The following is a 19355-nucleotide window of genomic DNA, read 5'->3' on the forward strand; positions in this document are numbered from 1 at the left end:
TTTTAAACGTTGGGTACGGAATTTGGTCAGTAAGCTTTTTTCGGGGAGAGGATCTTCTGGATTAAGGCCTACAAACCATTTGTAAGCCAGATTTACGGTCAAATCTTGTAACAACTGTTCATCGGATATAGTATATAGATATTTTAAGAACTGGATCCTCATCATCATTTCTGGTTCTTTGGCGGGTCTGCCAAAGTTTTTGCAATATCTATCTGCTAATAGTTCATTGACAAAGCTAAGGGATATTGCGGAATCTATACGTTTTAATATGTGATTCTCCGGTATTATATGGTATAATTCAGTGTAAAAGCTGCCTTGTTTAAAGGTGGTTTCAATTAGCATAAAAAGCATCCCCCGGTATATTTTGTTATGGTGACTTAATTATACTATAGGTGGGGATGCTTTTTGTGTTTTATATGGACTTTTTCAGTGGTCTCGGACGGTTCTACTGTGTCAATACCTAAACCTTCGAACTTGGAGTATACCAGTTTCATCTGGTTATTGCCGTCGTCTTCGTTTTTTAGTCTTCGATAATCATACAAATAAAGTGATGGGATTATTGGGATTGGGAGACCCGGTTTTTAGCCTTTCTGCCAGAGATAAATGTATAGGTTGGACAAAAGAAAAAAGACTGACAAAGTAAAATATGTTATGGATGCATTTGTTTGAGGTGCTGTTCCTCCATATAGTTATTTGTCGGGTGGTAAACTAATTGCCATGCTATTAACTTCAAATTAGGTACAGGACACAATTAAATAATGTTCCTCCTTTCCACTAGCCGGCGATCCTTCGGGGACGGTAAAAAGCAGCCAGTTAAGGCTGCTTTAAAGGTTGTGCCTTGTTAGGAAATTCCATGTAAGGCCATATCAATTCCACGCAATCCCTCTAACGCCCCGCAATCGAGGGATATATGATGTTTACTTATTTGAGGATCCCTTGGGTTGATGCGAATAACTCTTGCGCTATAACTGTTTCCTAATCCTTCGCTTAGCCTTCGTATGGTTGAAATTGCCGTCCCCGCTCCCATTTCGACTACCACCAGCGGCTCATTTCCACAACGTTTTAAAAATTCTTCAAATTTATCTTTCTGATTATCAGTTCTTGTACTAATCCAAGAGAAATCACCGAACATTAATATGTTAGGTCGTGCAACGTTACCGCATTTGGGGCATCTTGGTATGTTCCGCGCCCGGAATTCTTTGAGATCCACGATAACGTTCTCATTATTTTCCCAGATAGCCATGGAACAAGGTTGGATGCACTGCAAATAGTGAATTGAACCATGAACTTCATAAATACTGTCTTCTGCAAAACCTGCTTTGCTAAACTGGCCATCCACGTTTGATGTGACAACGAAATAATCAAGCCGGTAATTTTTAATCCAATTAAGCAGCAGATAAAAACCATCATGGGGCACCGTCTTGCGATATAAATCCGCTCGGTGACCGTAAAACCCCCAGCCGAAAGCAGGATCACGGACAAAGTAAACCGGATCGGCAACATCGTATAAATTGACCCCAAGCCCTTCGTATATGGGATAAGCCTTCCAGAACCCCTGATCACCCCGGAAATCCGGCAAGCCGGAGTCTACCCCCATACCCGCCCCTGCAGTAATTATTATAGCCCTCGAATTCCTAATCGCCTCGGCGGCCAGCAAGAATTTTTCCTGTAACCTCATGAAAACCCTCCATTAGATACGCATAAGCAAGCATCTCTGCCCGTTCTCGGAAACATATCCACTCATTTTTTCACTATCGGTAGGCAGAAACATATACAGGTTTCTATATAGCCCCTTCGGACACTATGGAATGACAAACCGGTTATCCTTCACCCTGACCATTCCCTTTTGCTGGTTCTTTTCTTTGGTTTACCACCACCTTGTTCCAGGGATTACTATAAAACAGGTTAATTTTTACTATATAGCCACTAATGGATGTTATGTTAAAGAGAATACCAGTCCGCGACAGCTTTAGGTAAGTAAAACGGAGACTCTCCATTCTTTGATGGTATCCGCGAGAGATGGATTCCAGCCAACAACAAAAACAAGCCGAGCAATCCATATTGACCCCTGGCTTGTTAAACAACAAGTCGATAAGTAAGGTGCCTGGCACCGGTGACCTCTAAAACGCTAGCCTATTGATATGGGGGGCACCCTCTGGTGCAATCTCGAAGGGAAAATCCGCCGCAACCATTTTTAAAGGTAGTCCAGAGGGTATTTACTACCTCCTCCATAACAAAAATTTGTTTGTATCGAAAATACTAGTACTTGATAAATTTACTCCCTGAAACGCCACAGATGCTGCATTTTTCAGGCTGGAATTTTTCGATATTTCCGCATACAGGACAGAGATAATAGAAAACTTCTTCAGTCTGGTCAAGGTTTTCCAACGCTTCTTTATAAAGCTTAGCATGAACCTCTTCCGCTTTCATGGCAAATGTAAAGGACATAAGCGCAGCTTTGTTTCCCTCCGCTTCGGCTTCCTTCACAAAGTCAGGGTACATATCCTTATACTCGTGAGTTTCTCCTGCAACAGCATCTTTCAGGTTATCAACTGTTGAGCTGATTTTCCCTGCGACTTCAAAATGCTTTAAGGCATGCAGGGTTTCGGCATCAGATGCAGCCTTGAATAGTTTGGCGGCATTTAACTTTCCCTCTTTCTCAGCCTTCTTGGAATAAGCCAGATACTTTCTGTTTGCCTTAGATTCTCCGGCAAACGCCTCCATCAGGTTATCAAGTGTTTTGTTTTCACTCATTTTTCCGTCCTCCTTGTTTTTATTTAAAGCCTTATTAGTTTTTCCACAACTTATTTTGGGAATCCTTCCGGTTGCTTATCATCGCTCCCTTTCTGATACCGGGTCTAGAAAGACTTTAAGATCTCCCGGGGTGACATCCCTTCATATCTGAAAGTCTCATTCTTGCAAGTCTTTTTCAAGACTTAGAGAGCATTAATAAATGCTCTCTAAGCTATGTTGAGATAGTTCTGTAATTAGGGGATCAAGCAAGATCAAAACGATCTGCATTCATTACCTTATTCCAAGCAGACACGAAATCTTGGATAAATTTCTCCTGAGCATCATCGCTTGCATAGACTTCTGCGATTGCCCGGAGCTCGGAATTTGAACCAAAGATAAGGTCTACCCGTGTTCCGGTCCATTTGAGTTCGCCTGTCGTGCGATCACGACCTTCAAACACATCTCTAGCTTCAGAGGTTGGTTGCCAAACTGTGCTCATATCAAGCAGATTCACAAAGAAGTCGTTTGTAAGCGTTTCGAGCCTGTTAGTGAAGACACCGTGCTGAGATTGCCCATAATTGACATTTAAGACACGCAATCCGCCAATGAGTACTGTCATTTCCGGAGCGGTCAAAGTCAATAACTGTGCGCGGTCAACTAAGAATTCTTCTGCCGGTACGGAAAATTTAGTTTTGAGGTAATTGCGGAACCCATCTGCTTTCGGTTCAAGAACTGCAAACGACTGTATATCTGTCTGTTCCTGCAGTGCATCCGTTCGCCCCGGAATGAAAGGAACGACCAAATTATGACCGGCATTTTTTGCAGCTTGCTCGATACCGGCACATCCACCCAGAACAATCAAGTCGGCGAGTGAAACCTTCTTGTTGCCGGACTGCGCATTGTTGAACTCAGATTGAATCTTTTCAAGAGTCTGTAACACTGTGTTCAGTTGCGCCGGCTGATTTACTTCCCAATCCTTTTGAGGTGCAAGACGGATGCGAGCTCCGTTTGCTCCACCACGCTTGTCCGAACCGCGGAAGGTCGATGCCGATGCCCAAGCCACCCCTACAAGTTGAGAAACCGACAGTCCTGAAGCAAGTATTTTGCTCTTAAGATCTGCGATATCTTGTTCGTCAATCAATTCATGATCAACTGCAGGCACAGGATCCTGCCAGATCAGTTCCTCATCAGGAACCTCAGGTCCAAGATAACGTGAACGCGGACCCATATCACGGTGCGTCAGTTTGAACCAAGCACGAGCAAAAGCATCCGCAAATTCCTCAGGGTTATCGCGGTACCGCTCAGCAATCGGCCTATAGATAGGATCCATCCTTAATGAGAGATCAGCTGTGGTCATCATCGGAGCATGTCGCTTGTTAGGGTCGTGAGCATCCTGAACAGTGTTTGCCGCATCCGGATCAGATGGAATCCACTGGTATGCACCGGCAGGGCTCTTTACCAAATTCCAGTCATATTTAAACAGCGTCTTCAGATATCCCATGTCCCATTTGGTCGGGTTCGGCTTCCAGGCACCTTCCAGCCCGCTACCAATCGTATCTCCGCCTTTGCCGCTGCCAAAACTGTTTTTCCAACCGAGCCCCATTTCCTCAATGGGAGCAGCCTCCGGCTCCGGACCTATATGAGTCGCGGGTCCGGCTCCATGTGTCTTTCCAAAGGTATGCCCGCCAGCAATAAGCGCTACAGTCTCCTCATCGTTCATGGCCATTCGAGCAAATGTCTCTCGTACATCACGGCCGGAAGCAACTGCGTCAGGCATTCCATTTGGGCCTTCCGGATTCACGTAAATCAAGCCCATCTGAACGGCTGCAAGAGGATTTTCAAGATCTCGTTCACCGGAGTAACGATTGTCGCCAAGCCACTCGGACTCAGAACCCCAGTAAACGTCTTCTTGCGGTTCCCAAACGTCCTCACGGCCTCCACCAAACCCGAAAGTCTTGAATCCCATGGATTCCAGAGCACAGTTACCCGCCAAGATCATAAGATCCGCCCAAGAGATTTTTCTACCATATTTCTTTTTTATTGGCCAAAGTAAGCGACGTGCTTTGTCTAAGTTAACATTATCAGGCCAGCTATTAAGCGGTGCAAAGCGTTGGGTTCCATCCGATGCACCGCCTCGGCCATCACCCATTCTGTATGTTCCAGCACTATGCCATGCCATGCGGATGAAGAGAGGTCCATAGTGCCCGTAATCGGCAGGCCACCATTCCTGCGAGTCGGTCATCAATGCATACAGGTCTTTCTTTACTGCTTCAAGGTCGAGTTTCTTAAATTCTTCAGAATATTTGAAGTCTGTGCCCATTGGATTGCTCAAGTTTGAGTTCTGACGCAAGATCTTCAAGTTCAGTTGGTTCGGCCACCAGTCTTTGTTAGATATACCACTACCGGAGATTGCTTTTCTCGTTTTACCTGTCACCGGGTCTTTCATCTCTGCCATAAATTAAACCTCCTTCATTTGTTTTCATTTATATTTGAAAGGCATCCCGGACAGATACCTTTAAAATTTACGTTTTTATCGCTAATTTTTTAATTATTCAAATGTTCAGAAATCAATAATACTGAAAAGCCAGTCGTTAACGTTTTTACTAAATAATTCTTTTTATATTTATTTCTAAGTTGTAATTAATTAATATATGTCAAATTATATCCCGTAAAAGTAAAAAATACAATAATAATGTAATTAGGCATTTTTTATTGGGAAAGCAACAAAACTCCGGCATCATTTACCCGAATAAACCGGAAACAAATCCCCGGGTTTTAGGGCTGTCGGGAGACTCAAATAGTTTTTGGGTTGGTGCTTTTTCAATAAGCCGGCCGTCCAGTATAAAGGCGGTCTCATGGGATATCCGGCGGGCTTGAAAAAGGTTATGGGTAACAATAATAATACACAATCCCTCCGCTAGTTGGGTTAATAAATCTTCAATCAGTCCCGTGGAAGCCGGATCAAGACTGGAACAAGGTTCATCCAGGAGTAATACCCGGGGCTCCACCGCTAATGCCCGGGCTATGGCCAGGCGCTGCTTCTGGCCACCGGATAGCTGTGCCGCAGGCCGCTTAAGGCGATCCTTCACTTCATCCCACAGAGCTACCTGACGTAGGCATTTTTCCATTATGGCATCTAAATCTGAGCGATTTTTAACTCCATAATATCTCGGGCCGAAGAGTACATTTTCCATTATGCTTAGAGGCAAGGCCACCGGAGTCTGGTAAACCATACCTACTTGTCGGCGCAAAACCGACAGATTCCTGACTTCCTTTATTGAACCCCCCAGTACCCTTATGTCCCCATGGCTATTAAACCCTCTTTCCATTTCCGCAGTACGATTAATACTGCGTAATAACGTTGTTTTGCCGCACCCCGAAGGCCCTATTATGGCAGTAATGGATTTAGGGCCAAACTCCACGTTAATATTATGCAAAACTGCCTTTTGGCCATAAAAAGCATGAAAATCTATAAATTCAACCGTGCTCAATGTCTATTTATCCTCTCTTGTAAGCTACTCAAAGATAATGCCAGAATATTAATAAACAAAAGCAAGCCCACCAAGACCAGAGCTGTCGCATAAGCATGGTTCATGGATAAATGCTCATTAAATAGTATATAGAGATGATATGGCAAAGCCATAACCGGTTCCAGTAAAGCCCCCGATGAACTGGCTATAACGGCAGCTGCAGTTACCATGATCGGAGCAGTGGCTCCGGCTGCATACCCTAACGCCAGCAATAATCCGGCAGTTATGCCTGCTGCTGCCCGGGGAAAAATAACCCGGTATAATGTATAGGATTTGGAAACCCCCAAAGAGTTTGCCACCAATCGATAATTCTCATCAACCGCCAGGAGAGCATCCCGACTGGATACCACAATAACTGGGAAAACCATTATAGCCAGGGCAAACCCTCCAGCCAGTAGTGATATTCCCCAGCCCAGGGTAACAACCCCCAGAGCATAAACGAACAAACCGGTAATAATTGAAGGTATCCCGGCCATGCTCTGCACCAGAAGGTTGATAATTTCAGCCAGGCGTCCGCTGCGCCCGTATTCACTCAGGTATATGGCTGTCAGCAAGCCTGGAACAATAGATATGACTAAGGCCAGCAAAATGAGCCAAAGGGTTCCTTTTATAGCCGGGAATATTCCCCCTTCAGTACCCAGGGGAAATCCGCCGGGGCTCTCTAGAATAAATCCGCTGCTGATAAATGGCCCCCCACGCCAGATAAGGTAGATTATTATAGCCAGTAAAATCACCAGTATAAGAAGCCCGGATACCCAAAACCAACCCAATAGCAGCAGATCTGTGATGGCTTTTTTCATCTAAAATCAACCCCCCTTTTGCAATCGGTTCAAAAGAAGGTTTATGCCTATATTCACTGCAATGACCATTAAGACCAGAACCAGTCCCACAGCAAACAAAGCTTGGTGATGTGAGCTGCCAGGTGTGGTACTTCCCAGCTCCAGGGCAATCAATGCCGGCAGTGGTTCACCCTTATCAAACCATGAACCTGGCAGCCGCAGCGTATTTCCAGCCAGCATAAGCACAGCCATGGTTTCACCCATAGCTCGTCCAAAGGCCAGTACCAGTGCACCAAACATCCCTTTTCGGGCTAAGGGAACCAGGATGCGTAGTGTCAGATACTGTCTTGAAACCCCTAGAGCAATACCGGCATGGCGGTATTCAGGTGCTACCAAGCGCAGTGCAGCTTCAGAGTTAGCCACTATAAATGGAATGACCATTATTGCCAGTATCAGAGAAGCAGCAAAAAGAGATTCTCCGCTGGCTAGATCAAATTTCACTTCAAAAAATTTCACCAAAACTGCTGCCCCTAGAAAACCATAAACAACTGAGGGGATACCTGTAAGCATATTTATAACCGGGCGTAAAATTGCAGCCAGTGGTCTTGGAGCAAATTCTGCCAAAAATATTGCACACCCAAATCCCAGTGGAGCCGCAATAAGCAAAGCCCCTCCTGCAACCCACATCGTACTGACAATCATTGACAGGATACCGATTTCAGGCGGAGTGTTTAGAGGCCTCCAACTTGATCCAAATAAAAAACCGCTTACTCCAATTTGTGACCAGATAGGCCAGCTCTCTCGCAATATAAAGATCAGCATAGCCAAGAGCAGCAGTGAAGAAACAGTTGCTACACTAATTATGATGGAGCTGATTATCTTTTCCTTTAATCCTAAACCTCTATATATCAATTGCTGTTACCTTCTTTACTGATGCAAAAACAAACGAGCAGGTGTTACCTGCCCGTCATGATGTTACAGATTATTAGCGAGCAACCGGGACATAACCTAGTTCCTCTACTACTCCTAGACCTTTCTCAGATAGCAGATAATCTAAAAACTTCTGTTCCATATTATCCGGTTTATCTTTGCTGACCAACAGCAGCGCCCGGCCAATTTTATATGCCCCTGAGTTGATATTTTCCAAGGTAGGTGCGATTCCATCAACGCTAATGGGTGTTATTTTATCAGGATTCTGGTTAACCAATCCGCTGGACACATAACCTATGGTATCCTTATTATCCATTATCTTACCAGCCAACGCCCCCATGGAAGGAATTTGTAAAGCCTCATCGGATATAGGGGTGCCCTTCATAACTGCTGCATCAAAAACTTCGCTGGCCCCGCCGCCAAGATCACGAACAGCCACTACAATAGAACGGTCGGGTAAGGCTGGATCAAGTTCTTGCCAATTTTTAATCTTGCCCGAGAAAATACTTACCAGCTCTTCAGTTGTCAGGTCGGGCTTTACTTGGGCAACTGGATTTTCTGAATTAACACCAATAATCAATACATCGGAACCCAGCTGGGTAATGCTGCCGTTGGCAAACTGCTCTTTTTCCTCATCTTTTAAATTTTTGCTCACCATTCCAAAGTCAAATGTCCCATCAACAGCTGATTTCAGGCCAAAACCAGAACCACCGGTTGACACAAATATAACAATGGGTTCTTCCGGCAAGCTGGTGTCAACTTTATCCCAGGTTTTGAACTCTTCAGTAAAGCTATCAGCACATTGAGCTATGATGGGTGCCAGGGTACTGGAGCCCCCGATTTTAATAGAGTAGTCCTCTGTTGGAGCCGCATTATTCTCACTACCCGTTTCATTGCTTGCACAGCCGGCAAGCATAGTAAAAGCAAGAATACAACACAGCAATACACTTAACCATATTCTCCTCTTCACCATTACAACCTCCCATTTATCTATTTTTATACTATAATAGTATATATTACTTATTGTTGTTGGTCCAATAAGTTTTCGTTATAATACAGCGTAATACTATAAGCTCAAAATCTGCCTCCAGCGGAGCTCATACGGGACAAGTTATACCCTACCGTGTGTCATAATAAAACAGTACAGTGTTAATAAGAATATTATGGTTACGGCCGGTTAAGACGGCTTGATTTTGCAGTTGGATGACACCAAATAGGAGAGGGAGTAGTGGTTATGATCAAAATATCAATTCCAGGAGGAGATGACTTAGAACTCCATCATTTGGTTTTGGATATGAATGGCACTTTGACAACTGATGGCTTATTGCCTGATGGGGTTGCCCAATTGATTGAGCAATTAAGGGGCAAACTCGATATTCACTTATTAACAGCCGATACTTTCGGGACTGGAGCCCAGGTAGCCCGGGAGCTGGGTATCAAAATGTGTACTGTAAGTTCTGACCACGGAACGATTGATAAAGCAAATTTCATAGCCAGTCTTAATCCAGCAAGGGCTGCAGCCATCGGGAATGGAAATAACGATCTGGAAATGTTTAAGCAGGCTGACTTGTCTATTGCGGTTATCGGTCAGGAGGGATGTTCGGTAGCAGCATTACTTCATGCGGATATTGCGGTAACCAATATTATTGATGCGCTGAATTTGCTCCTTCATCCATTGCGGCTTCGTGCATCACTGCGGCGATGATAACTATGTGGCCTTCAACTATTTTATGTCAACTATTAGCTATGCTAAGCTCCTGCTGTTTCTCAGCCTCGCGGGGGAAAAGAAGGTACACAAGCAGGGCAAGTAGAGTCGGAATAATTACCATGAGATACATTAAACCATAACCAAAGTAATGGGCAACAACACCCCACATAACGGCGCCCAAACACATACCTAAATCTAAAAATAAAAAAAATGTAGCAGTGGCAGACCCGCGCCGCTCCATTGGTACGTATAGAACGGAAAGAGCCTGTGTTGTGGGTTGAACAGCACCATAACCTATTCCATAAACCATGCCGGCTAAAATGAAAACAGGCAAAGTGTGAGCAAAATAGATAATTGTCATAGCTAAACTACATAGAATTAACCCGCTAACCACAACCATATCATATCCTTTAGTATCGGCCAAACGACCGAAAAAGGGACGAGAAATGGTAAGACTAATAGCGTACACCACGAAGAAAAGGCCGACGTCACTTACGTGGCGCTCTTGACCGAACAAGGCCAGGAAAGATACAACAGCCGCATAGCCAATGGATGTAAAAAATATTACCAGAGAAGGATGGATGGCTTTCTTTTCGAAAATTGTTTTTAATGAGAGCGGTTTTTTTGTTGCAGCTATTTTTAAATTTGAGTATTTGATTAATAGTGCTAATAAAAAAGATAAAAAAACGTATCCGGCGCAAATATTAAACATAAATTGAAAGCCGTAACCCTGAATTAGAAAAAGCCCTAAAGCGGGACCAATCGCCATTCCCAAGCTTAAAGATAAACCATAGTAACCCATTCCTTCAGCTAAGCGAGGTTTGGGTATAATATCGCTAGCTAAAGTACCGGCAGCCGTATTGCAATAGGCCCAGCCAAAACCTTGTATAAAACGAGCCGCTAAAAGGATTAATAGAACAGGTGCTAGATTAAAGCTGATGGTACAAAGGAAAAAGATAGCCGTACCAAATAAAAAAACAGCCTTGCGCTTACCGGTGTCGATCAGGCGTCCTGCAAAGGGACGGAACAACACGGCAGCCAGGAGTAAAGACCCCATTGCAAGGCCGGTTAGGGCATCTTTTCCGGTTATCTCTTTAATGTAGACGGGCAATGTAGGAAACAACATATAGTAAGCTATAAATAGTGCAAAATTAGCGATTATTAGTATAAAAAAATTGCTTGTCCATAGGCGTTGGGTTTGCATATTTGGATCTAACAATATTATGACCAATCCTTTCAATATAGTTAATTAATTTTTTTAGAAAGCGGCCTGAGCTTGCGAGTTAATCTTTATTAAATTTTTTACTGCCGTTAATAGCAAGTTTATTTTTAACTTTTGGAAACATACGCATCCTGGAACGCATTTGTGGTGGTGAACATTTGCCTTGCTATATCGTCATGGCTCAAAACCTTCCAGCTTAATGTCTCTTTGTGTTATCCTTCAGTCTCAATGATCTTCAATAATATCTTATACGTTTGGGTTGCCACTACGCCCACAATATACCCGGTAATCAGCGCCGATACCAATAATACCGGCAAGTAAACATAAATGCGAAAATCCTGTATGATTAAAGCGGCTACAAACAACTGCCCAATATTATGCGCAACTGCTCCCAAAAGACTGATCGTTACGATGCTAATGTGCTTGCCCAAATACCTCCATGTTAAGACCATGATCAATGCGCTAAACAGGCCGCCGGTGATGCTGAATAAAAAACTCACCGGGTTACCCCCGTACAAAACGGCCAGCAAACACCGCAAGGTAACAATTAAAAACACATCTTTCCAGCCCAGCATTAATATAGCCAGCAAAGTAACTGTATTGGCCAGCCCCAGCTTTACGCCCGGTATGGCTATGGGCAGTGGTATAAACCTTTCCACGATATTTAGCGCGGTAGCCAGTGCAATGAACAAAGCGATGATAACCAGACGTTTGGTGTTGGACATGCGTGTATTCTCCAATACGTTTTACATTAGAGGCAGCCATGCCTGTATTAAAAAGAATGGGCGTCCGGTTGTTGCGCCTCCTCTGCCGCCCCTTCTATGACTACACTGACACGGTTGGGTATGCAAACCGCCATCTGACCCGGTTTGTTCAGCCAGCCTGCCTTGATGCACAATTTATTGGGACAGTCGGCCTCTTTGACACGCACTTGCCCATCCTTTATTTCCACAAGGTTATAGTGCCCGTCGCTATCTCTAACGTTAATTTGTTTATTTATGCTTTTCGTTAAATATACCCTTTGAAATATTTGTTTGTCTTTGTAAATAACAGCCACCGGTGCTTGACCTTTTAACATTTGTTCATAAACTGCCACGCCAATAAAACTTCCTATGATTAAAATCGCCAGTATGGCGTAGATAAGTTTATTGACTCTATTCATAACTAAAATCCCCGTCGGTCAATTGAAAACAGTCTTTTAGTCCCGCGGTGGTATACACTTTTCGCTCGTTAGTTATAAATATAGCTTCCACTCCATCCATAGAGTCAATCAGCTGCTTGCCCTCGGTCAAACCCAAAACATAGACCCCGGTGGATAAAGCGTCGGCCTCAATACCCCGGTCGGCAACCACGGTAACGCTGATTAAGCCATTATTTGCCGGGTACCCGGTTGTAGGGTCGATAATATGATGGTAGCGCCGTCCATTTTTAATAAAATAGCGCTCATAACCGCCCGAGGTTACCACAGCCTTATCGCTTACATAAACAATGCCCAGGTAAGTACCCCGTGGTGCCAGGGGATTTTGGATGCCTACACGCCACGGGTTGCCATCTTTTTTATGCCCGAATGCCATAACATTGCCGCCTAAATTTATTATGCCCTGCCGCACCCCGTGTTCCAACAATATCCTTTTAGCTTCGTCGCCGGAGTAACCCTTGGCTATACCTCCCAAATCCACCACCTGCCCAAGACGAGGGAGGAAAACTGTGTGTAGTTGGTCAGAATCAGGATTGATCTGCAATGATCTATAATCTACCAGGGCCAATGCCTTTTGTATTTCAGCATCACCGGGTACCCTGGCCAGACCTGAACCCACGTCCCACAGTTTGACCAGCGGCCCGATGGTGGGGTCAAATGCACCCCGGGTTATTTTACTCATAGCGATAGCTTTGGTTAATACATAATGGGTATCCGCGCTTACCTCCACCGCTTTTTGCCCGGCCTGGGCGTTAAGCACGGCTATTTCACTATCCTGGCTAAAAAGGGTCATCTTTTTTTCAATTTGGGCAATTCTTTGAAAAACCGCGGTGCTGATTTGGGGGGCCCGGCTATCTTCAATATTAATAATTATATCTGTGTCCAGCATAAATTCATGGGCGATATAAGGTGCTTGTTCATCCACCTTGGCACACCCGGCGCAGGTAAATATAGCTAATAATATCAAGGCGGTTAACCATGCGGCCGGCTTACGCTCAATAACCATTTTGCCTTTCTCCATCCATTCACATCCAGCTATAAAATTATATAGCCCACGAGCAATTGCCCATGGGCTTATTATATTAATTACGTTACTGTTCTGCTGTAACCGGTCCGGCGGTCAATGCCTCATTGGCCAGTGCTTTGAACTTAACGGATGCATCGGTGGCTCCGGAGATCGCGTCAACCAGATCAGGAGTTTGTGCTTCAATTAAGGATTCTTGTAATTTTGTGAATGACTGCAATAAGTCTATTTTCATTGTTTCTTTAAACTCTTGCAGGTAAGCTTCATCGGTGCTTTTATAAACGTCTTGCTCATTAATTTCGTCGTATTTAGCAGTGGCGATTTTGCCATCCACCACAGTTATTTCTATCAAAGCCTTCCAGCCATATTCATCAAATTCGGACTGGCTGGCTTTGTATTGGCCATCTTTTAGTAAATCGCCCACATAGACGGTTTTTGTCTGTTGATCCCAACCGATTCTTTTTTCGAGCACATCGCCCATAGCCCGCACGGGCAGGTAGGTTCTGCCGTCGATGACAACGGGCTGTTGCTGTTCCGGTAAGGTGATATTTTGCCCGTTAACATTAAAATTAAATTTAGCGATGAAAGCTTGCACGCTTTCTGTGGCCGCCGATACCAGGCCTGTACAAGCGAACAGGGCAATTACCATTATGGCAACGGCCAGGCACACTTTTTTTCTCTTCATTTATCTCCCGCCACTTGTATATTATTAGTATATTATTATAGAACAATAGTTAACCTTTGGCAATGAGCAATGATTGTAAAAACACTCAACAATGCCGGCTATCTGGCCACCTCATGGACATTCTCTCCAGGCATGATATACAATGGATAATCCTCATACCCATTTGCCAAATCCCAGGTGTCACAGTTCACTAGGCAATGCGTTGCCCCTTTTTTAATGTCCTCTTCCAGCCATTCCCTAATTTTAGCTACCGTAGCAGGCTCATACATAATAATCACTCCCGACCTGTTAATATAAAAACAGACCCGTTGCACCGCCTGGCCGCTACCCAACAGACCGCCACCATTCCGGACATAACAAAACCCCCAAGCAGTGCTTGAGGGTATATTCTTATCCCACTATTGCCGTTAACGTCTATAAGGGATAACTGGAAAAAAATCTGTTCATACTTCAATATAACCATACTTTAAATCCATTTACCAGTGTCGGTTTGGGGCAACTACTTTATCTCGCTTTACCGGCTTTCTCGGTCGGTTTGGATATATCTTTCTCCGGGGACGCAATACATTAAGTTCTTTACAGAGCCTATATGTTTTCTTATTGTTTATAATAAGCCGGTAATCTTCTATTAGGGTTGTGTTAATTTTTTTATAGCCGTAAGGGAAACCATCTCCGGTAACTATATCTTTAATGGAAGTTGTCCCAATAGCCGTGGAAATTGAAGTAGAGATCAACTAATCATCAAAGTTTCCCCTCTCCGATGAACAACCGAATTTGCCCGCTGTAAAAAAGATCAATGATGGCAACTTTAATCGACCCGTCCGGCTGGACTTAGTTGTATAAGGGGCACACAGTCAGACATGCATACCCGTTAAACCCAATTATAGGATCATCCCCGCACGNNCACGCGCGGGGAGCACCTTTCTTTTTGTTCCTGTATTACTCCTGGGTGGGGATCATCCCCGCACGCGCGGGGAGCACCTTGATCTCCACTTTTCAAATCACATAGCCAAAGGATCATCCCCGCACGCGCGGGGAGCACGTCAAGTACAAACATAAATGGCCGCTTCAGTCGGGATCATCCCCGCACGCGCGGGGAGCACTTATTATTGGTCGGCCAGCGCCGGCGTCGGCTGGGATCATCCCCGCACGCGCGGGGAGCACTCCATCCCTCATACTCTTTTGGGCAGCCTACCAGGATCATCCCCGCACGCGCGGGGAGCACCTTTACTGCTATTTAATAAAATTTCCTTTACTGGGATCATCCCCGCACGCGCGGGGAGCACATACATTTGCTTTGGCTGAAGTTGGAACCATTGGGATCATCCCCGCACGCGCGGGGAGCACAGGGCGGCCAGATGCAATTCTTCTGGGTATGCGGGATCATCCCCGCACGCGCGGGGAGCACCAATAGTCTTGCTACCGCGTTTTAGCGGCTTAGGGATCATCCCCGCACGCGCGGGGAGCACGTCAATTCCCAAATTACGATTATCAAGCGTATAGGATCATCCCCGCACGCGCGGGGAGCACGGCACCAGAACATCACGTTAGCAACGTGGTCCGGGGATCATCCCCGCACGCGCGGGGAGCACCAAAAATCTATTAAAATCATACGCGGCAATAAAGGATCATCCCCGCACGCGCGGGGAGCACCGCATGGCGATAATGTTTTGCTGGCGACGGGCGGGATCATCCCCGCACGCGCGGGGAGCACTTGAACTGGAGAGTAGTGGTACGTTTTTATCTAGGATCATCCCCGCACGCGCGGGGAGCACAAAACATGAGCGCTAGCGATATCTTTCTGGACAGGATCATCCCCGCACGCGCGGGGAGCACGAAGTTCAGTCTCTTATATCGAGGCTAGGATGGGGATCATCCCCGCACGCGCGGGGAGCACTTTTTAACCCGATCCAAATTGCTTAACGATAAGGGATCATCCCCGCACGCGCGGGGAGCACTAGTGGTACGTCTCTGTGCCGGCAGCAGTCCTAGGATCATCCCCGCACGCGCGGGGAGCACGGTATGAACCAATAGTTAATGTTTTTGATAATAGGATCATCCCCGCACGCGCGGGGAGCACCGGTGCAGGTTATTCTGATAATGCAAAGGATCGGGATCATCCCCGCACGCGCGGGGAGCACTTGGTTTAACAAAGTCATGAAGTGAATACTCTGGGATCATCCCCGCACGCGCGGGGAGCACAAATGTACTCAAAGGAGATGAGTACATGCCAAAGGATCATCCCCGCACGCGCGGGGAGCACAAAAATCTGAATCCCAAATAGCATTTCTTACAGGGATCATCCCCGCACGCGCGGGGAGCACTGACCGGGTTCTCCGGTCGGACGGTGGCTTCGAGGATCATCCCCGCACGCGCGGGGAGCACTCTGCCAAATAACGCACCGGTGCATAAGATACAGGATCATCCCCGCACGCGCGGGGAGCACAAGAATATAAACAATATCCTTCCCAATTACATAGGATCATCCCCGCACGCGCGGGGAGCACTTTATGAAAATACAAGTATAATAAATGCACAAGAGGATCATCCCCGCACGCGCGGGGAGCACAATAATAAGCATTGCATTATGTTTACGACCATAGGATCATCCCCGCACGCGCGGGGAGCACTATAACAGCCGAGTCACCGTCACCCCTGGGCAGGGATCATCCCCGCACGCGCGGGGAGCACGGAAATTGGGAAACAATATGCACAGGCAAGGCAGGATCATCCCCGCACGCGCGGGGAGCACTTTAACAAAATATATTCTATCACCAACATCTAAGGATCATCCCCGCACGCGCGGGGAGCACCTCAGCGATGGAACGTTAAATTTAACCCACCTAGGATCATCCCCGCACGCGCGGGGAGCACATCTTCTTCTGTTTCTTCTTCCTGTTGGCAGGATCATCCCCGCACGCGCGGGGAGCACTACTTTTACGTGCCCGGGAAGCAGGTTATCAAAGGATCATCCCCGCACGCGCGGGGAGCACCTGTATTTTGTTTAAGAATACTTTCCTTATCTGGGATCATCCCCGCACGCGCGGGGAGCACTTTAGCCACTGTTTTATGGCAGATTCTACATAGGGATCATCCCCGCACGCGCGGGGAGCACCTTAAGCTTACCCTCTAGCTGCGTCTTATCAGAGGATCATCCCCGCACGCGCGGGGAGCACATTTCAAAACGCCTCCAGAGCCGCCGTATATCGGGATCATCCCCGCACGCGCGGGGAGCACACACTGCCGAGGAAATTCAAGACACCATTGACAGGATCATCCCCGCACGCGCGGGGAGCACTGATATGCCATTAAATGAAGGAATTGGAATAGAGGATCATCCCCGCACGCGCGGGGAGCACAATAAATCATTTAATTCCGTTTCGCTCATACCAGGATCATCCCCGCACGCGCGGGGAGCACTCTATTGATGAACAAAATGCAGGAGATGAAATAGGATCATCCCCGCACGCGCGGGGAGCACAAATGTCTGAGCGCATGGATAACGCCGATAACAGGATCATCCCCGCACGCGCGGGGAGCACATAAGTGTAAATAGTTTGGCCTAATATGATGGGGGATCATCCCCGCACGCGCGGGGAGCACTCAATGTGTATTTTTAAATTAGCTTTTATAATGGGATCATCCCCGCACGCGCGGGGAGCACTGATCTGTTGCCGGTGTCCTGGTATTGAATTGGGGATCATCCCCGCACGCGCGGGGAGCACCCTTTTTTATCTGTTTTAATTTTAGTTGTAAAAGGATCATCCCCGCACGCGCGGGGAGCACTTTTATAAACTAGGCCGGGGGTGGACTTATACCGGATCATCCCCGCACGCGCGGGGAGCACCAATTTAATGATGATATGAGCAAAGGAATCGCAGGATCATCCCCGCACGCGCGGGGAGCACATTATTCATATATTTATCACCTAACTTATAAAGGGATCATCCCCGCACGCGCGGGGAGCACTGAAAAAGGGCAAGTTGTAGGTACTAGAAGCCAGGATCATCCCCGCACGCGCGGGGAGCACCGAACTCTTTATTATAACCTCTATCACTTAATGGGATCATCCCCGCACGCGCGGGGAGCACATACCTTTGATAGTTATTGATAGTGTGCCAGCAGGATCATCCCCGCACGCGCGGGGAGCACATATACCGTTTATATCTGGTAATGTAGTAGAACAGGATCATCCCCGCACGCGCGGGGAGCACTGTATAGACAAATAAAAAACCGTTAACAACTTGGGATCATCCCCGCACGCGCGGGGAGCACTATTTCATTTAACCACTTTTCCTCGGTGTCTTGGGATCATCCCCGCACGCGCGGGGAGCACATAAAGAGATAATAATAAAAATGTGGTGATCTGGGATCATCCCCGCACGCGCGGGGAGCACTACGCATATATTCGCGTTCGGGACAATTGGTGGGGATCATCCCCGCACGCGCGGGGAGCACAAAAACATAGGCAGTTCGGCCTCACCCATTGGGGGATCATCCCCGCACGCGCGGGGAGCACTTAATACTAAGGAATTTGAGTTCTTCTTTCAAGGGATCATCCCCGCACGCGCGGGGAGCACTTACCTTTGCTATTACCGCTGTTTGCTAATTGGGGATCATCCCCGCACGCGCGGGGAGCACGCATTTTAGTAAGTTATATGGCAAAGTACGCTAGGATCATCCCCGCACGCGCGGGGAGCACGAAGCCCTACGTTGGGCCTGGACGCATAGCTTGGGATCATCCCCGCACGCGCGGGGAGCACAGCTAGTAAACGTGAACGGGTTAACATAGTTTAGGATCATCCCCGCACGCGCGGGGAGCACGCCAACAAAAGGGTCTAAAACAACCATATTTTCGGATCATCCCCGCACGCGCGGGGAGCACCCTGCTCACGGTAACAAAATTCTTTTTCACTGGGGATCATCCCCGCACGCGCGGGGAGCACTTGATTATAATGAAGCTGACCTGGCTGAATATAGGATCATCCCCGCACGCGCAGGGAGCACACTTGCCCAAAGTCCCAGAGTATTGGAGCGCCCTAGGATCATCCCCGCACGCGCGGGGAGCACAAAAATCCATATTTTAATACTTCCTAAAATTTGGGATCATCCCCGCACGCGCGGGGAGCACCTGCATTACTTTTACACAATCACCACAAAATAAGGATCATCCCCGCACGCGCGGGGAGCACGTTAGCTTGTGAAGAACTTAATAAAGAAGAAGGGGATCATCCCCGCACGCGCGGGGAGCACTAACCTGCTTCCCGGGCACGTAAAAGTAAATTAGGATCATCCCCGCACGCGCGGGGAGCACTGTATCGTTCCGGGTAGGTGGTATCCGATATGGGGATCATCCCCGCACGCGCGGGGAGCACTTTAAATATTTCTGGGTATTGTTTTTGTATTAGGGATCATCCCCGCACGCGCGGGGAGCACAGTACATTTAGTGGAACCTTCACATTGGATGTAGGATCATCCCCGCACGCGCGGGGAGCACGCACTGTTATGTGCTGGTATAATTATCAATATAGGATCATCCCCGCACG

16 protein-coding genes and 1 CRISPR repeat array are annotated in these 19355 nt (G+C 46.8%); of the genes, 2 read left to right on the forward strand and 14 right to left on the reverse strand.

Annotated elements, in window-relative coordinates:
• Positions 1-342 (reverse strand): transposase (locus SPSYN_RS08295; protein WP_161821983.1); only part of this gene is annotated, 342 nt, incomplete at its 3' end.
• Between the two features lie 139 nt (positions 343-481).
• Here SPSYN_RS08295 and SPSYN_RS16490 point away from each other — a divergent pair.
• Positions 482-643 (forward strand): Druantia anti-phage system protein DruA, encoded by a 162-nt coding sequence (locus SPSYN_RS16490; protein ID WP_423828289.1) that lies wholly within the window; start codon positions 482-484, stop codon positions 641-643.
• A 198-nt stretch (positions 644-841) separates the two neighbouring features.
• Here the strand turns inward: SPSYN_RS16490 and SPSYN_RS08305 are convergent, their stop codons facing one another.
• The 7 genes from SPSYN_RS08305 to SPSYN_RS08335 form a co-directional block, all read right to left on the reverse strand.
• Positions 842-1678, reverse strand: a complete 837-nt coding sequence (locus tag SPSYN_RS08305) for an SIR2 family NAD-dependent protein deacylase (RefSeq protein WP_161821984.1) — start codon at positions 1676-1678, stop codon at positions 842-844.
• A gap of 581 nt (positions 1679-2259) precedes the next feature.
• Positions 2260-2754: a rubrerythrin family protein gene (locus SPSYN_RS08310; protein WP_161821985.1), complete on the reverse strand. Its 495-nt coding sequence runs from the start codon at positions 2752-2754 to the stop codon at positions 2260-2262.
• A gap of 241 nt (positions 2755-2995) precedes the next feature.
• Complete coding sequence (gene katG, locus SPSYN_RS08315; RefSeq protein WP_161821986.1) at positions 2996-5188, reverse strand: catalase/peroxidase HPI; 2193 nt, start codon at positions 5186-5188, stop codon at positions 2996-2998.
• 286 nt (positions 5189-5474) lie between these two features.
• A complete protein-coding gene (locus tag SPSYN_RS08320; RefSeq protein WP_161821987.1) occupies positions 5475-6224 on the reverse strand; it encodes a phosphate ABC transporter ATP-binding protein in 750 nt (249 codons plus the stop codon).
• A complete protein-coding gene (gene pstA / locus SPSYN_RS08325; RefSeq protein ID WP_161821988.1) occupies positions 6221-7063 on the reverse strand; it encodes a phosphate ABC transporter permease PstA in 843 nt (280 codons plus the stop codon). Before pstA ends, SPSYN_RS08320 begins: the two co-directional genes overlap by 4 nt.
• A 6-nt stretch (positions 7064-7069) precedes the next feature.
• The gene (pstC, locus tag SPSYN_RS08330; protein ID WP_243152968.1) at positions 7070-7954 is read right to left on the reverse strand and encodes a phosphate ABC transporter permease subunit PstC; all 885 of its coding nucleotides are present in this window, start codon (positions 7952-7954) and stop codon (positions 7070-7072) included.
• A 73-nt stretch (positions 7955-8027) separates the two neighbouring features.
• Positions 8028-8942, reverse strand: coding sequence for a phosphate ABC transporter substrate-binding protein (locus tag SPSYN_RS08335; RefSeq protein ID WP_243152969.1), 915 nt, complete (start codon positions 8940-8942; stop codon positions 8028-8030).
• Between the two features lie 264 nt (positions 8943-9206).
• On the opposite strand from SPSYN_RS08335, the gene SPSYN_RS08340 reads away from it, so the two are divergent.
• Positions 9207-9677, forward strand: coding sequence for an HAD family hydrolase (locus SPSYN_RS08340; RefSeq protein WP_161821989.1), 471 nt, complete (start codon positions 9207-9209; stop codon positions 9675-9677).
• Between the two features lie 28 nt (positions 9678-9705).
• Here the strand turns inward: SPSYN_RS08340 and SPSYN_RS08345 are convergent, their stop codons facing one another.
• The 6 genes from SPSYN_RS08345 to SPSYN_RS08370 all read right to left on the reverse strand — a co-directional run bounded on the left by SPSYN_RS08345 (position 9706) and on the right by SPSYN_RS08370 (position 14078).
• The gene (locus tag SPSYN_RS08345) at positions 9706-10899 is read right to left on the reverse strand and encodes an MFS transporter (RefSeq protein WP_161821990.1); all 1194 of its coding nucleotides are present in this window, start codon (positions 10897-10899) and stop codon (positions 9706-9708) included.
• Positions 10900-11114: 215 nt separating this feature from the next.
• Positions 11115-11627, reverse strand: coding sequence for a Gx transporter family protein (locus SPSYN_RS08350; RefSeq protein WP_161821991.1), 513 nt, complete (start codon positions 11625-11627; stop codon positions 11115-11117).
• A 47-nt stretch (positions 11628-11674) separates the two neighbouring features.
• The gene (locus SPSYN_RS08355; RefSeq protein WP_161821992.1) at positions 11675-12064 is read right to left on the reverse strand and encodes a NusG domain II-containing protein; all 390 of its coding nucleotides are present in this window, start codon (positions 12062-12064) and stop codon (positions 11675-11677) included.
• Entirely contained in the window at positions 12057-13121 is a 1065-nt protein-coding gene (locus tag SPSYN_RS08360; protein WP_161821993.1) for an FAD:protein FMN transferase, read from the reverse strand. The genes SPSYN_RS08355 and SPSYN_RS08360 overlap by 8 nt, the downstream gene beginning before the upstream one ends.
• Before the next feature lie 70 nt (positions 13122-13191).
• Entirely contained in the window at positions 13192-13809 is a 618-nt protein-coding gene (locus SPSYN_RS08365; RefSeq protein WP_161821994.1) for a stalk domain-containing protein, read from the reverse strand.
• A gap of 98 nt (positions 13810-13907) precedes the next feature.
• A complete protein-coding gene (locus tag SPSYN_RS08370) occupies positions 13908-14078 on the reverse strand; it encodes a hypothetical protein (protein ID WP_161821995.1) in 171 nt (56 codons plus the stop codon).
• Between the two features lie 684 nt (positions 14079-14762).
• A CRISPR array of direct repeats spans positions 14763-19306; the repeat unit is 28 nt; unit sequence GGATCATCCCCGCACGCGCGGGGAGCAC.
• Positions 19307-19355 lie beyond the last annotated feature (49 nt).

The sequence above is a fragment of the Sporotomaculum syntrophicum genome, from assembly GCF_009932395.1.
In the GTDB taxonomy this organism is placed as follows: domain Bacteria; phylum Bacillota; class Desulfotomaculia; order Desulfotomaculales; family Desulfallaceae; genus Sporotomaculum; species Sporotomaculum syntrophicum.